The sequence below is a fragment of the Isoptericola sp. Y541 genome (genome assembly GCF_059445465.1).
In genome coordinates this window covers 78,395-92,916 of sequence record NZ_JCAIUJ010000003.1, presented here as the reverse complement: position 1 = coordinate 92,916, position 14,522 = coordinate 78,395, and the positions used below count along the sequence as shown (strand labels likewise).

Annotated in this window: 12 protein-coding genes; 3 read left to right on the top strand and 9 right to left on the bottom strand. The window is 69.4% G+C overall.

Features of this window, described 5'->3' with window-relative positions; all coding sequences use genetic code 11:
* Window positions 1–5: 5 nt before the first annotated feature.
* The 5 genes from AC1C2V_RS08790 to uvrA form a co-directional block, all read right to left on the bottom strand.
* Entirely contained in the window at window positions 6–860 is an 855-nt protein-coding gene (locus tag AC1C2V_RS08790; protein WP_495389496.1) for a carbohydrate ABC transporter permease, read from the bottom strand.
* A gap of 41 nt (window positions 861–901) precedes the next feature.
* The gene (locus AC1C2V_RS08785) at window positions 902–1,915 is read right to left on the bottom strand and encodes a carbohydrate ABC transporter permease (RefSeq protein ID WP_495389214.1); all 1,014 of its coding nucleotides are present in this window, start codon (window positions 1,913–1,915) and stop codon (window positions 902–904) included.
* A complete protein-coding gene (ngcE, locus tag AC1C2V_RS08780; RefSeq protein WP_495389213.1) occupies window positions 1,912–3,294 on the bottom strand; it encodes an N-acetylglucosamine/diacetylchitobiose ABC transporter substrate-binding protein in 1,383 nt (460 codons plus the stop codon). Before ngcE ends, AC1C2V_RS08785 begins: the two co-directional genes overlap by 4 nt.
* Before the next feature lie 402 nt (window positions 3,295–3,696).
* Window positions 3,697–4,200: an OsmC family protein gene (locus tag AC1C2V_RS08775; protein ID WP_495389212.1), complete on the bottom strand. Its 504-nt coding sequence runs from the start codon at window positions 4,198–4,200 to the stop codon at window positions 3,697–3,699.
* 17 nt (window positions 4,201–4,217) lie between these two features.
* Window positions 4,218–7,220: an excinuclease ABC subunit UvrA gene (uvrA, locus tag AC1C2V_RS08770; protein WP_495389211.1), complete on the bottom strand. Its 3,003-nt coding sequence runs from the start codon at window positions 7,218–7,220 to the stop codon at window positions 4,218–4,220.
* A gap of 73 nt (window positions 7,221–7,293) precedes the next feature.
* On the opposite strand from uvrA, the gene AC1C2V_RS08765 reads away from it, so the two are divergent.
* From AC1C2V_RS08765 to AC1C2V_RS08755, 3 genes are all read left to right on the top strand, one after another.
* On the top strand, window positions 7,294–8,079 hold the full coding sequence (locus AC1C2V_RS08765; RefSeq protein ID WP_495389210.1) for a TetR family transcriptional regulator: 786 nt from the start codon (window positions 7,294–7,296) through the stop codon (window positions 8,077–8,079).
* A gap of 14 nt (window positions 8,080–8,093) precedes the next feature.
* Complete coding sequence (locus AC1C2V_RS08760) at window positions 8,094–8,912, top strand: SDR family NAD(P)-dependent oxidoreductase (RefSeq protein WP_495389209.1); 819 nt, start codon at window positions 8,094–8,096, stop codon at window positions 8,910–8,912.
* Window positions 8,913–8,974: 62 nt separating this feature from the next.
* Complete coding sequence (locus AC1C2V_RS08755) at window positions 8,975–9,271, top strand: YciI family protein (RefSeq protein WP_495389208.1); 297 nt, start codon at window positions 8,975–8,977, stop codon at window positions 9,269–9,271.
* A gap of 16 nt (window positions 9,272–9,287) precedes the next feature.
* Here the strand turns inward: AC1C2V_RS08755 and AC1C2V_RS08750 are convergent, their stop codons facing one another.
* The 4 genes from AC1C2V_RS08750 to coaE form a co-directional block, all read right to left on the bottom strand.
* A complete protein-coding gene (locus tag AC1C2V_RS08750) occupies window positions 9,288–10,436 on the bottom strand; it encodes a TerC family protein (RefSeq protein ID WP_495389207.1) in 1,149 nt (382 codons plus the stop codon).
* On the bottom strand, window positions 10,433–11,461 hold the full coding sequence (locus tag AC1C2V_RS08745; RefSeq protein ID WP_495389206.1) for a TerC family protein: 1,029 nt from the start codon (window positions 11,459–11,461) through the stop codon (window positions 10,433–10,435). The genes AC1C2V_RS08750 and AC1C2V_RS08745 overlap by 4 nt, the downstream gene beginning before the upstream one ends.
* A gap of 222 nt (window positions 11,462–11,683) precedes the next feature.
* Entirely contained in the window at window positions 11,684–13,798 is a 2,115-nt protein-coding gene (gene uvrB / locus AC1C2V_RS08740) for an excinuclease ABC subunit UvrB (RefSeq protein WP_495389205.1), read from the bottom strand.
* Between the two features lie 55 nt (window positions 13,799–13,853).
* On the bottom strand, window positions 13,854–14,489 hold the full coding sequence (gene coaE / locus AC1C2V_RS08735; protein ID WP_495389204.1) for a dephospho-CoA kinase: 636 nt from the start codon (window positions 14,487–14,489) through the stop codon (window positions 13,854–13,856).
* Between the last annotated feature and the right edge of the window lie 33 nt (window positions 14,490–14,522).

Genomic DNA, 14,522 nt, shown 5'->3' with positions numbered 1-14,522 from the left:
TGGCGCTACTTCATCGCGCCAGCCGACACGGATCCCTGGAGCTGGCGCTGGAAGATCAGGTAGGCGATCAGCACCGGGACGATCGTGATCACCACGGCCGCGAACATCGCTCCGAAGTCCGCCGCGTACCCCGCGGAGGACACGAAGGCGGCGAGACGCTGGGAGAGCACCCAGTTGTCCGAGTTCGGGTTCAGGGCGACGGGCAGGAGGAACTGGTTCCAGAGCCCCAGGAAGTTGAAGATCGCCACCGACGCCATCCCCGGCCGCGCCATCGGCAGCATCACCTGGAAGAAGGTGCGCCAGTGCCCGGCGCCGTCGATCGCCGCCGCTTCGGCGATGTCGTCCGGCAGCCCGCGGAAGAAGGCGTACAGGAAGAAGACCGTGAACGGCAGCGCGAACGCGACGTAGGTGATGACCAGCCCGGGCAGGGTCCCCAGCAGGCCGATGTTGTCCAGCACGAAGAACAGCGGCACGATCGCGAGGAACACCGGGAACGTCAGCCCGGCGAGCATCAGGTAGTAGATCGCGCGCCGGCCCGGGAACTCGAACCTCCCCAGCACGTAGGCGCACATCGCTCCGAACATCATGACCAGCACCAGGGACGCGCCGACCACGATGATCGTGTTGAAGAACGCCCGACCGATCTCCGCGTCGGTCCAGGCGCTCACGTAGTTGGTCCACGACCACTCGCTCGGCAGCGAGAACGGCGAGCCGAAGATCTCGTCGCTCGTCTTGAACGACCCGATGAGTACCCAGATCATCGGGGCGATCACGAGGACGCACCAGATCACCAGCACCGTGTGCGAGGCGCCGGTGACCGCCCGGTCACCACCCGGCCCGGTCACCCGTCGGGACGGCATCTGCAGGGTGGCGGTTCCGGCCGCCGTGCTCGTCGCGGCGCTCATCGTCGCCCTCCTTCGTCCTTGCCCCTGGTGAGCCGGTTGACGGCGAACACCAGCGCCGCGAAGACCAGCGTGACGATCGCCATCGACACGCCCATGGCACTGGCGTAGCCGAACTTCCCCTCGGTGAACGCGGTCCGGAACAGCTGCTGGGACATCACGAGCGTGCTGTTGTCGGGGCCGCCCTGCGAGTTGAGACCCTGGACGTAGACGAACAGGTCGAGCGCGACGATCCCGATGTAGATGTACGCCGTCTGCACGTTGTCCCGGATCAGCGGGAGCGTGATCGACCACGACATCCGCAGGCGCCCGGCGCCGTCGATCCGCGCGGCCTCGTAGGTCTCGGCGGGCACGCCCTTGATCGCGGCGATGAACAGGAGCATGTAAAACCCGACGAAGCCCCACACGACCACGAACATCGTCACGGGCATCGCCGTCCCGACGTTCCCCAGCCACGCGAACGACTCGAACTGCTCCAGCCCTAGCCCGGTGAGAATCCCGTTCACGAGGCCGTTGCTCGGGTCGAGGATCAGTCGCCACATGATGGCGACGGCGATCGCCGGGATGACGTACGGGAAGAGCGAGACGACGCGGTAGAAACCCGAGCCCCGCACACCGCGGATCCGTCCCTTGCCCGCGCCCCCCACCGTGATGAGGATGGCGAACACGAGCGCGATCGTGATGGTGATCAACGGGATGAAGATCCCGAACATCACGCTGTTGCCGACGGCGTTGACGAACCTCGGGTCCGACAGGAGCGCCGCGAAGTTGTCCAGGCCGATGACGTTGAACTCCGCCGAGAATCCCGACCAGTCGGTGAGGGCATAGAAGCACGCCTGGGCGAACGGCCAGATCACAAAGATCAGGAAGAGCGCCAGCGGGATGCCGAGGAACACCACGAAGAAGCTGACGCTGTCGAAGGACGCCTTGCCAAACCGCCTCTTGCGGGGCCCGGCGACGGACCCCGCAAGAGAGCCCTCCGTAGAGGGCACCGCCGGGGGGATGGCGGTCATGACACCTCGATCTTGTCGATGGTGTCGTCCTCGCGGATCCGGTCGGTGATGGCCTGCAGCTCCTTGGTCGTATCGGCCACCGACTTCTTGCCGTCGAGGAACGAGTTCCAGATCGGCAGCTGCTCCGGGTTCATGCCGTAGGTGTTGACGAAGTTGAAGGTGAAGATGTCGCTGCCCGCCGCGCTGAGCATGTCCGTCTGCGAGACGAGGGCCGTCGACCCGAACCCGTCGGCGGGGACGATGTCCTTGACGATGGTCGGCGCCAGCTTCTCCTTGGAGAACTTCGTGGCCGAGTCCTTGGAGAGCATCACGCGCAGCAGCTCCTTGCCGCCCGCCACGCTCTTGGCGTCCGACGGCACGATGAACGGCTCGCCGGCGGTCGAGTGGAGGGCCGTGGCGGGCATCGCGGCGGCCGAGGTCACCGAGAAGCTCGGCACCCCCTTCATCTCGAAGCCGTCCGCGGTCTGCTTCTTCATCTCGTTCTCGATCCACGCGCCCGAGGGGTAGAGCAGAGCATCCTGCTTTTTGCTCCACTGCGCCTGCGCCGCCGTGAACTGGGTGCCTGACCCGCCGGGCTTGAAGTACCCGAGGTCGACGATCTCCTTCATGATCGCGAAGGTCGCCTGGAGCGAGTCGTTCGACCAGCAGTCCGGCTCAAGGTTCTCCAGGGTGAGGCGCACCTCGTCGCCGCCCTCCTTGATGGCGGACTCGATCGCCAGGGTCTGGTAGTACGTCGCAGCCTCGGTGCCCCACAGGAAGAGGTACTTGTCCGCCGCCTTGGCCTCAGCGCCGAGGGCCTTGGCCTCCTCCCACGTGGTCGGCGGCGTCCACCCGTTCTTCTCGAAAAGGCTCCCGGAGTACCAGACGCCGTACACGGTGAGGACGTAGTTGAGCGCCGCGAACTTGTCCCCATACGTGCCCGGTGCGAGCACGCCCTCGTAGAGGGTGTCGCGGATGGTCGTGCCCTCGATGTTGGGCGCGTCGATGATGTCGGTGAGGTCCTCGAGCTGGTCCAGGATGGTGTTGAAGCCGATCGTCTGGGCGCCGGAGTTGTCCAGGAGGTCCGGCGGGTTGCCGCCCACGAACCGGGGCTGCAGCTCCGTGGCGATCTGTGTCGAGGGCGAGACCTTGACGGAGGACCCGGCGTGCAGGCCCGCGAGGACCTCGCCCGCGAACTCGACGTAATCGACGCCGTAGCCGCCGTCGAACACCACGGCGTCCACCGTGGTGTTCTCCGTCATGCCGAACGGGTTCTTGGGGTCCGCGCTGCCCGTCGGCGCCGTGGTCTCGTCGTCCTGCTGCCCGCCGCCCGTGGCGCAGGCGGCGAGGGGCAGGCCGAGCGGCACCGCTGCCGCGGTGTACATCACTGCTCGGAGCACGGACCTGCGGGAGGGTGCGGCGGTAGGAGAGCTGGGGGTCGAGGTGAGGTTGCTGGTCATCGTCGTTGATGCCCTTCGTGTCAGGGTGCGCCGATCGGCGCCCCGTCAGCAGGTGGCTCTGGGGCCTGATCGGCCTCGGGACGGGGTGCGGTAGATCCCCCTGGGCCGGGATCGCGTCAGGGTGCCGGCACGGGACGTGTCGAACAGGCGGGCGCACCGGGGGCGCGCGGGCGGGCCCGGCCGACGATCGCCGACCGACCGGACGTCCACACCGCGCACGGAACTTTCTCCCATCATTGGAGGGATGCATGGAAAGTATTCACGCGCGGTCGGTACGTCAACATCTGACGCGCACCTGTAACCGGACTGGTACCGGCCTTCACCCTTCGGGCAGGCGCTCCGTCAGGCGGCCGGCGTCGACAGGCGCACGGGGGCCGGCTCGACCAGCACCGAGAAGTTCACCGACCTCGCGATGAAGCACAGCGCGTGCGCACGGTGGTGCAGCCCTGCGACGAACTCGTCCGACACGTGCGGCCCCGGGTCGACGGTCACCCGTGGACGCAGGGTGACGTCGGTAAACTGGCCCTCCCCACGGGACTCCACGCGCATGGTGCCCGTCGTGTCGTCGACGTACTCCCGCACCACGAGCCCCTGCTCCGCAGCGAGGTGCAGGAACCACAGCATGTGGCACTGCGCGAGGCTCGCGACGAACAGCTCCTCCGGATTGTGCCTGGCCGGGTCGCCCCGGAATGCCGGGTCGGCGCTGGCCAGCAGCGGCGGCTTGCCCGTCACGAGCACCCGGTGATCGCGGGGGTACGACGTGTACGAGGTCGTCCCCGTCGCTCCACCACCCACGTCAGGGTCGGGCCAGGCGACGGTGACGGCGTAGTTGTGGTGCGAACCCATGGCCACACGCTAGAGGTTCAGGCCGCGCTGCGCTTACCGGGCCGCTTGGCCTTCGACGCGGCCGGCTTCGTCGTGCCCTTGGCGGAGACCTTGGTCGAGCTCCGGGTGCGCGACGCGGACGACGTCGACGTCGCGGCCGCGCTGCGCGCCTGCGTTCGGGGCGCCGTCGGCACGGCCGGGTGCTCCCTGAGAACCCGGGCCAGGAACTCACCGGTATGGCTTGCCTCGACCTGGGCGACGTCCTCCGGCGTCCCCTCCGCGACGACCGTGCCGCCACCGGAGCCGCCCTCGGGGCCCATGTCGACGATCCAGTCGGCGCTCTTGATGACGTCCAGGTTGTGCTCGATGACGAGGACGGTGTTGCCCTTGTCGACGAGGGACTGCAGCACGCCCAGCAGCTTGCGGATGTCCTCGAAGTGCAGCCCGGTGGTCGGCTCGTCCAGCACGTAGACCGTGCGGCCGGTGGAACGCTTCTGGAGCTCGCTCGCCAGCTTCACGCGCTGCGCCTCGCCGCCGGAGAGCGTGGGGGCCGGCTGCCCCAGACGGACGTAGCCCAGGCCCACCTCGACCAGCGTGGAGAGGTAGCGCGAGATCGCCGGGAACGCCGCGAAGAACTCCGCGGCCTCCTCAATCGGCATGTCCAGCACGTCCGCGACGGTCTTGCCCTTGAAGTGCACCTCGAGGGTCTCGCGGTTGTAGCGCGCACCGTGGCACACCTCGCACGGCACGTAGACGTCCGGCAGGAAGTTCATCTCGATCTTCAGCGTGCCGTCGCCGGCGCACGCCTCGCAGCGCCCACCCTTGACGTTGAACGAGAACCGGCCCGGCCCGTAGCCACGGACCTTCGCCTCCTCGGTCTCGGCGAAGATCTTGCGGATCCGGTCCCAGACCCCGGTGTACGTGGCGGGGTTCGAGCGCGGCGTGCGCCCGATAGGCCCCTGGTCGACGTGCACGACCTTGTCGAGCTGGTCCATCCCGGTGACCCGGGTGTGCCGGCCGGGGACCTGGCGCGCGCCGTTCAGCTCGTTCGCCAGCACGGTGTGCAGGATCGAGTTCACCAGCGTGGACTTGCCCGACCCCGAGACGCCGGTGACGGCGGTCAGCACGCCGAGCGGGAACGAGACGTCCACGCCACGCAGGTTGTTCTCCCGCGCTCCGACCACCGTGATCTGCCGCCCCGCGTCCGTCGCGCGGCGCTCGACCGGCAGGGCGATGCGGCGCCGGCCCGACAGATAGGCGCCCGTCACCGAGCCCTCGGCCTCGAGCAGTCCCGCGTAGTCGCCGGAGTGCACGATCTGCCCGCCGTGCTCCCCCGCGCCCGGACCGACGTCGACGATCCAGTCCGCGGCACGGATGGTGTCCTCGTCGTGCTCCACGACGATCAGCGTGTTGCCCAGGTCGCGCAGCCGCGTGAGGGTCTCGATGAGGCGGCGGTTGTCGCGCTGGTGCAGGCCGATCGACGGCTCGTCGAGCACGTAGAGCACCCCCACCAGCCCCGACCCGATCTGCGTCGCGAGCCGGATCCGCTGAGCCTCGCCGCCGGAAAGCGTGCCCGCAGGACGCTCGAGCGACAGGTAGTGCAGGCCCACGTCGACCAGGAAGCCGAGCCGCGCGTGGATCTCCTTGAGCACCTCGGTGGCGATGGCGCGCTCCCGCTGCCCGAGCTCCAGGCCGTCGAGGAAATACTTGGCCTCGTCGATCGGCATCCGGCAGACGTCCCAGATCGACTTGTCGCCGATCGTGACCGCCAGGACCTCCGGCTTCAGCCGTGCCCCGGAGCAGACCGGGCACGGCACCTCGCGCATGTAGGCCTCGTACTTCTCCTTCGACCAGTCCGACTCGGTCTCCCGGTGCCGCCGCTCCAGGAACGTCACCGCTCCCTCGAAGCCCGTCGAGTACTGCCGCTCGCGCCCCCAGCGGTTGCGGTACTTCACGTGCACCTGGTGGTTGCGGCCGTGCAGGATGGCCTCGCGGGCCCGCTGCGGCAGGGCGCGCCACGGCACGTCCATGGAGAAGCTCATCTCCTCCGCCAGCGCCGTGAGTACCCGCTCGAAGTACTCGGACGACGTCAGTGCCCACGGCACCACCGCGCCCTCGCGCAGCGTCCGCTCCTCGTCCGGGACCACCAGGTCGGGGTCGACCTCGAGGCGGAACCCGATGCCCGTGCACTCCGGGCACGCGCCGTACGGCGCGTTGAACGAGAACGTGCGCGGCTCGATCTCGTCGAGGGTCAGCGGGTGGTCGTTGGGGCAGGCCCGCTTCTCCGAGAACTTGCGGACGCGGAGAAGGTCGTCGACGTCGGCGTCGACCAGCTCGATCAGGACGAGGCCGCCGGCGAGCCGCAGGGCCGTCTCGACCGAGTCGGTGAGCCGTCGCTGCACGCCGTCCCGTGAGACAAGGCGGTCCACGACCACCTCGATGTCGTGCTTGAGCTTCTTCTCCAGCGCCGGCGGGCTGGTCAGCTGCACGACCTCGCCGTCCACCCGCGCGCGGGCGAAGCCCTGCGTCTGCAGCTCCGTGAACAGGTCCGCGTACTCGCCCTTGCGCCCGCGCACGACGGGCGCGAGCACCTGGTAGCGGGTGCCCTCCGGCAGCTCCAGCAGCTTGTCGACGATCTGCTGCGGCGTCTGCGAGCGCACGGGCTCCCCGCACACCGGGCAGTGCTGCGTGCCCGCGCGCGCGAACAGCAGGCGCAGGTAGTCGTACACCTCGGTGATCGTGCCGACGGTGGACCGCGGGTTGCGGTTGGTGGACTTCTGGTCGATCGACACGGCGGGCGACAGGCCCTCGATGAAGTCGACGTCGGGCTTGTCCATCTGGCCCAGGAACTGGCGCGCATAGGCGGAGAGCGACTCCACGTAGCGGCGCTGCCCCTCGGCGAAGATCGTGTCGAACGCCAACGACGACTTGCCCGAGCCCGACAGGCCGGTGAAGACGATGAGCTTCTCACGCGGGAGATCGAGCTCGACGTTGCGCAGATTGTGCTCGCGGGCGCCGGAGATGACGAGGCGGTTGCTCACCCCGGCATCCTACGTCCGCATACCGACGGTCGTACAGGCGTTCGACGTCCTCTGACGGGTTTACACTGTAAACATGGCTGCGCCCCTCACCCGTCGCCGCATCGCTCAGGCGGCCCTCGCCGTCGCCGACGCGGGCGGCCTCGAGGCCGTCTCGACGCGCCGGGTCGGAGCCGACCTCGGCGTCTCCGCGATGGCGCTCTACCGGCACGTCGACGGAAGAAAAGGCCTGCTCGCGGCGATGGCGGCCCTCGCGGCCGAGGAGACGCGGACCGCCCCGGCGCCGGGCGCCGGCTGGCGCGACGGGCTCGCCGCCGTCGCGGAGTCCGGGCGGCGCGCGTTCGAGGCGCACCCCTGGATGCTGCCCCTCGCTTTCGCGCCCGACCGTGTGCTGAACCTCACGCCCCGGTCCACGCTCGCAGACGTCCTCGGCCGGCTCCGCACCGCCGGCCTCGCCGAGGACGACGCCTTCGACGCCCTGCTCGGTGCCGCCGGCATCCCCGTCGGCGTCGCGGCGCTCACCGGGCTCGGGCACCCCCACCCGCCCCGCGTCGTCGACGCCTCCGAGGAGCTGGCCGAGCCCCCGCGCCAGGACGTCGCGGCGGACCCGCTCACGGCGGACCACCTCGTGGCGGACCACCACGTGGCGAACCACCTCGTGGCTAACCATTTCCCAGGGAACTTCGCTGCCGACGATCCGGCGCCGTACGCCGCCCTGCACGCGCGGGGGCTCGCGGCCCCCGTGGCCCGGCGCGTGCACGACCTCACCCTCGCCGCCTACCTCGACGGCATCGACCGGCGGATCCGTCTCAGCGCGACGCGCCCCGGCCGCTCCACGGATCCCGACGGATCCTCCCGATGAAAGGACCACCACCCATGACCGATCACGCAGAGCTGCACGGCAAGGTCGCGATCGTCACCGGCGGCGCCGGCGGCATCGGCCGCGGCATCGTCTCGCGCTTCCTCGCCGACGGCGCACGGGTCATGATCGTCGACCTGCTCCCGCAGGCCGATGGCGAGCAGCTCGTCGCCGACCTCGTCTCCCGGCTGGACGGCGAGCGCGACGGCGAGCGGGACGGCGAGCGCGACGGCGAGGGGGACGGCGAGGCCGCCTACGTCCGCGCGGACATCGCGCAGCCCGATGCGCCCGCCGAGATCGTCGCAGCCACGGTGGAGCGTTTCGGCAGGCTCGACGTGCTGGTGAACAACGCGCACGCGTCGAGGCAGGCGCCCCTGCTGGAGACCACCCAGGAGATGTGGGACCTGTCCTTCGGTACCGGTGCCCTCGCGACCCTGCGCTTGATGCAGGCGGCGCACCCAGAGCTCGCGAAGACCTCTGGGGCGATCGTGAACTTCGGCTCCGGGGCCGGCATCAAGGGCCTGCCCACGCAGGGCGCCTACGCCGCGGCGAAGGAGGCCATCCGCGCCCTGAGCCGCGTCGCCGCCAACGAGTGGGCGGCCGACGGGATCCGCGTCAACGTCGTGTCGCCGGTGGCCATGACCCCCGGCATCGTTCAGTGGTCCCAGGCCTACCCCGCCGACTACCAGCAGGTCGTCGACGGCATCCCGCTGGGCCGGCTCGGATCCCCCGAGGACGACATCGCCCCGGTCGTCGCTTTCCTCGCAGGAGATGGATCCCGCTACGTCACGGGGCAGACGATCATGGCCGACGGCGGGTCGATCAAGCTGTACTGATCGACCCGATGGACGACCCGCTGGCCACCATGGAACGGGCCGCGCGGTGCTTGAATACCGCCATGCCGACCTACGCCGTCACCTACGTCTACGTCACCGACCCCGACCGCCTCGACGCGGTTCGTCCCGAGCACCGCGAGTTCCTCGGCGGCCTGCACGAGCGCGGTGAGCTGCATGTGTCCGGCCCGCTCCCGGCCACCGCGGACGGCGAGCCCCGCGGCGCCCTGCTCGTCGTCGAGGCCGAGGACGCCACGGCCGCGCTCGAGCTGCTCGAGCCCGACCCGATGCGGCGCGAAGGCCTCGTCGCCGACCGCGCCGCGCGCGAGTTCGTCCCCGTGATCGGCGGCTTCGCGGCCTGACGCCGGGTGGGTCGGATCAGGTGGCCGACGGGTCCGGCCCGGTCGGGGAGCCGGCCCGGTCGTCGGCCTGAACGTCGGCCCGGTCGTCGGCCTGGCCGTCGGACTGGCCGGCGGCCTGGCCGTCGGACTGGCCGTCGGACTGGCCGTCGGACTGCTCGGCCCGGTCCGACGGCGACACCGAGTCCGCCGCCAGCGCCGCCGTGAAGCGCGTTTTGAGCAGGCTCGCGACCGTCGCGATCGCGATCGACCCGAGGATGACGGCCAGCGACAGCCAGATCGGGATCTCGGGCGCCCACGCGACGTGTTCGCCTCCGTTGATGAACGGGAGCGTGTTGGTGTGCAGCGCCTCGAGGATGAGCTTCACGCCGATGAAGCCGAGGATCACGGCGAGCGCGATCGGCAGGTAGACCAGCCGCTCCAGCAGGCCGCCGAGGAGGAAGTAGAGCTGGCGCAGGCCCATGAGCGCGAAGATATTCGCGGTGAAGACGATGAACGGGTCCTTCGTCAGGCCGAAGATGGCCGGGATCGAGTCGAGCGCGAACAGCAGGTCGGTCGATCCGATCGCGACGAACACCACGAGCATCGGCGTGAACAGACGCTTGCCGTCCACCACCGTGCGCACCTTGCCGCCGTCGTACTGCTCGCTGAGGGGCAGCACCCTCCGGAGCATCCGGATCGCGACGTTCTCCTTGAAGTCGTCCTCGTCGCCGCCCGCCACCAGCTTGACGGCGGTGTAGATGAGGAAGGCGCCGAACAGGTAGAACACCCACACGAAGTGCTCGAGGATGGCCGAGCCCGCCAGGATGAAGGCGCCGCGCAGCACCAGCGCGATGATGATGCCCACCATGAGCACCATCTGCTGGTGCTGCTTGGGCACCGCGAAGCGCGACATGATGATCACGAAGACGAACAGGTTGTCCACGCTCAGCGAGTACTCGGTGAGCCAGCCGGCGTAGAACTCACCGGCAGGCGCCGCGCCGCCGACCGCGAGCACGATCAGGCCGAACACCAAGGCCAGGCCCACGTAGAAGGCGACCCAGATGCCGCTCTCCTTCATGCTGGGCACGTGCGGGCGCCGGCCGACGACCACGAGGTCCACCGCCAGCAGCAGGATGAGCGCCGCAAGCGACGCCCCCTCGAACCAGAACGGCAACTCGTGGATCATGCATCTCCTTCAGAGGGTGGCTGCGCCGCGGACGCTGCCCCGACCTGGCGGTCGCGGCGGTCGCGGCGGTCACGGACGAGCGAGGCGATCGTGGTGACGGCGAGGACGACCACGATAAAGCCCAGCGACAAGGTCGTCGGGATCTCGGGGATCACCTCGACGTGCTGCCCGCCGTTGAGGAACGGCAGCTCGTTGGTGTGCAGCGCGTGGATGACCAGCTTGACGCCGATGAAGCCGAGGATCGCCGCGAGCCCGTAGTTGAGGTAGACGAGCCGGTCGAGCAGGCCGTCCACGAGGAAGTAGAGCTGGCGCAGGCCCAGCAGCGAGAACGCGTTGGCCGCGAAGACCAGGTACGTCTCCTGGGTGAGCCCGAAGATCGCGGGGATCGAGTCGACAGCGAACAGCAGGTCCGCGCTGCCGATCGCGACCATCACGATGAGCATCGGCGTGATGAACCGCTTGCCGTCGATCTTCGTGATCATCTTGTCGCCGACGTAGGAGTCGGTCGTGGGGAACAGGCGGCGCGTCAGGCGCAGCAGGCCGTTCTCGTTCCACTCCTCGTCATGGCCGGTGCCCGAGCGCGCCTGGGCGATCGCGGTCCAGATCAGGAAGGCACCGAAGACGTAGAACACCCACGCGAAGTTCGCGATGATCGCGGCGCCGGCGACGATGAAGACCGTGCGCAGCACGAGCGCGATCGTGATGCCGATGAGCAGCACCCGCTGCTGGTACTCCCGTGGGACGCGGAAGCTCGTCATGATCAGGACGAAGACGAACAGGTTGTCGACGCTGAGCGACTTCTCGGTGATGTAGCCGGCGAAGTACTCCCCGCCGTACGTGCTGCCCCACACGATCCACACGACCACCCCGAAGACCACGGCGATCGCGACGTAGGCCAGCGACCAGCTCGCGGACTCGCGCAGGGTCGGGGCGTGCGGCGTCCGCACGTGGCCGAGATAGTCGACGGCGAGCATCACCAGGATGACGGCGATGGTGACGATCCAGACCCACACGGGAACATTCACGGGCAAACCTCCGGTACGTAACACTGAGCACCGGAGGTCTTCCCCACCCGGAGCGGCTGCATGCCGAACGTCCGGGCCAACGAGGCCGGACCGGCGTCTGCGCCGGACGTGATGACGACCTCATCGTGGGCGGGGTACTCCCCTCCAACCCGCATACCCTACATGAGACCTTGGCCCGGCAGCCCGCGCACGTCAGGGTGCGGAACCGCTGATGAGAGCCCCTCAGGCCGTGGCGGCCTGCATCTGGCGCAGCTCCTTCTTCAGCCCGCCGATCTCGTCGCGCAGGCGGGCCGCGACCTCGAACTGCAGCTCCGCCGCGGCGGCGTGCATCTGGTCGCTAAGCTCCTGGATCAGCTCGGCGAGCTCGCTCGCCGCCGTGCCGGCGAGGCGGTTCCCGGTGGTGGCCCCCTCCTTGGGTGAACCGAGCACGGATGCGCGGCCGCGACCCTGCCCCGACGCGGGCGTCTTGCGGTACCCGCCCGAGAGCAGCTCCTGGGTGTCGATGTCCTCCCGGGCAAGCATGTCGGTGACGTCGGCGATCTTCTTGCGCAGCGGCTGCGGGTCGATCCCCCGCTCCTCGTTGTACGCGACCTGCTTGGCGCGCCGCCGGTCGGTCTCCTCGAGCGCGAACTGCATCGCGGGCGTCATCCTGTCGGCGTACATATGCACCTGGCCCGTGACGTTGCGCGCCGCGCGCCCGATGGTCTGGATCAGCGACCGCGCCGAGCGCAGGAAACCCTCCTTGTCCGCGTCGAGGATCGCCACGAGCGACACCTCGGGCAGGTCGAGTCCCTCGCGCAGCAGGTTGATGCCCACCAGGACGTCATACTCCCCCAACCGCAGCTCGCGCAGCAGCTCGACGCGGCGAAGCGTGTCGACCTCGGAGTGCAGGTATCGCACCCGCACGTCCTTCTCGAGGAAGTAGTCGGTGAGGTCCTCGGCCATCTTCTTCGTGAGCGTGGTGACCAGCACCCGCTCGTCGCGGTCGACCCGTTCCCGGATCTCGTGCAGCAGGTCGTCGATCTGCCCCGTGGTGGGCTTGACCACGACCTGCGGGTCCACGAGGCCCGTCGGGCGGATCACCTGCTCGACGACGCCGTCCGACACGGACAGCTCGTAGTCGCCCGGCGTGGCGGACAGGTAGACCGTCTGCCCGATCCGCTCGACGAACTCCTCCCACCGCAGCGGGCGGTTGTCCATCGCGCTCGGCAGGCGGAACCCGTGCTCGACGAGCGACCGCTTGCGGGACATGTCGCCCTCGAACATGGCGCCGATCTGCGGCACGGTCTGGTGCGACTCGTCGATGACGAGCAGGAAGTCCTCCGGGAAGTAGTCGAGCAGCGTGTTCGGCGGCGTTCCCTGCTCGCGCCCGTCGATGTGCCGCGAATAGTTCTCGATGCCGCTGCAGGTGCCGATCTGACGCATCATCTCGATGTCGTAGGTGGTGCGCATGCGCAGCCGCTGCGCCTCGAGCAGCTTGTTCTGCTGCTCCAGCTCGGCGAGCCGGTCCGCGAGCTCGGCCTCGATCCCCGTGATCGCCCGTTCCATCCGCTCCGGCCCTGCCACGTAGTGGGTGGCGGGGAAGAGATAGACGCTCTGCTCCGAGCGGAGCACCTCGCCGGTGAGCGGGTGCAGCGTCTGGATCGACTCGATCTCGTCGCCGAACATCTCGATGCGCACGGCGAGCTCCTCGTACACGGGGATGATCTCCACCGTGTCACCGCGCACGCGGAAAGTGCCGCGGGTGAACGCCATGTCGTTGCGCTGGTACTGCATCTGCACGAAGCGCCGGAGCATGTCGTCTCGGTCCACGACGTCGCCGACGTCGAGGCGCACCATCCGGTCCACGTACTCCTGCGGCGTGCCGAGGCCGTAGATGCAGGACACCGAGGCGACCACGATCACGTCGCGTCGGGTCAGCAGGGACGACGTCGCGGAGTGCCGCAGGCGCTCCACCTCGTCGTTGATCGACGAGTCCTTCTCGATGTAGGTGTCCGTCTGCGCGATGTACGCCTCGGGCTGGTAGTAGTCGTAGTACGAGACGAAGTACTCGACGGCGTTGTTCGGCAGCAGCTCGCGGAACTCCGTGGCGAGCTGCGCGGCGAGCGTCTTATTCGGCGCCATCACGAGCGTCGGCCGTTGCACCTTCTCGATGAGCCACGCCGTGGTCGCGCTCTTGCCGGTACCGGTGGCGCCGAGCAGGACGACGTCCTTCTCGCCCGCCTGCACACGCGAGGTCAGGTCGGCGATGGCGGTCGGCTGGTCGCCCGAGGGCACGAACTCGGAGACCACCTCGAAGGGCGCCACCGCACGCTGCAGGTCGGTCACAGGTCGCATGTCACCACCGTACGGCGCCCCTCTGACACCCGACCGAATGACACCGGACCGACGCTCAGGTCCGGGAGGTCTCGGCCTCGGACTCCTCGTCGACCTCCCGCACGAGCCGCTGCCACAGCTGGTCCACCTGCGCCCTGAGCCCGTCCTCGGTCCCGGAGCCGTCGAGCGTCACGTCGGCGACGGCCGCCCGCTCCTCGTCGGTGGCCTGCGCGGCCACCCGTGCCCGCGCCGCCGGCTCGTCCATCCCCCGGCCCGCCACCAGCCGGGCCACGCGTTGGTCTGCCGGGGCGTGCACCACGACGAGCAGATGGAAATGGTCCGCCTGCCCCGTCTCGACCAGGAGCGGGATGTCGTGCACCACGACGGCGCGGTCGTCCGACGCCCCGGCGAGCGCTTCCCGCTCCGCGGCGATCCTTCGGATCTCGGGGTGCAAGATCCCCTCGAGCCGGGCCCTCGCGGCGTCGTCGTCGAAGACGAGCCTGCCGAGCGCGGGACGGTCGAGGGATCCGTCCTCGGCGAGTACGCCCTCGCCGAAGGCCGCGACGACCTCCTCCAGCCCGATTGTGCCGGGGGCCACCACCTCCCGGGCCAGGATGTCGTGGTCGACGACCACCGCACCCAGCTCGGCGAGGTGGTGCGCGACGACGGACTTGCCTGCGGCGATGCCGCCCGTGAGGCCGATGCGGAGCATGGGGACCATCTTGCCCCCGGCGTAGGCTTCCCG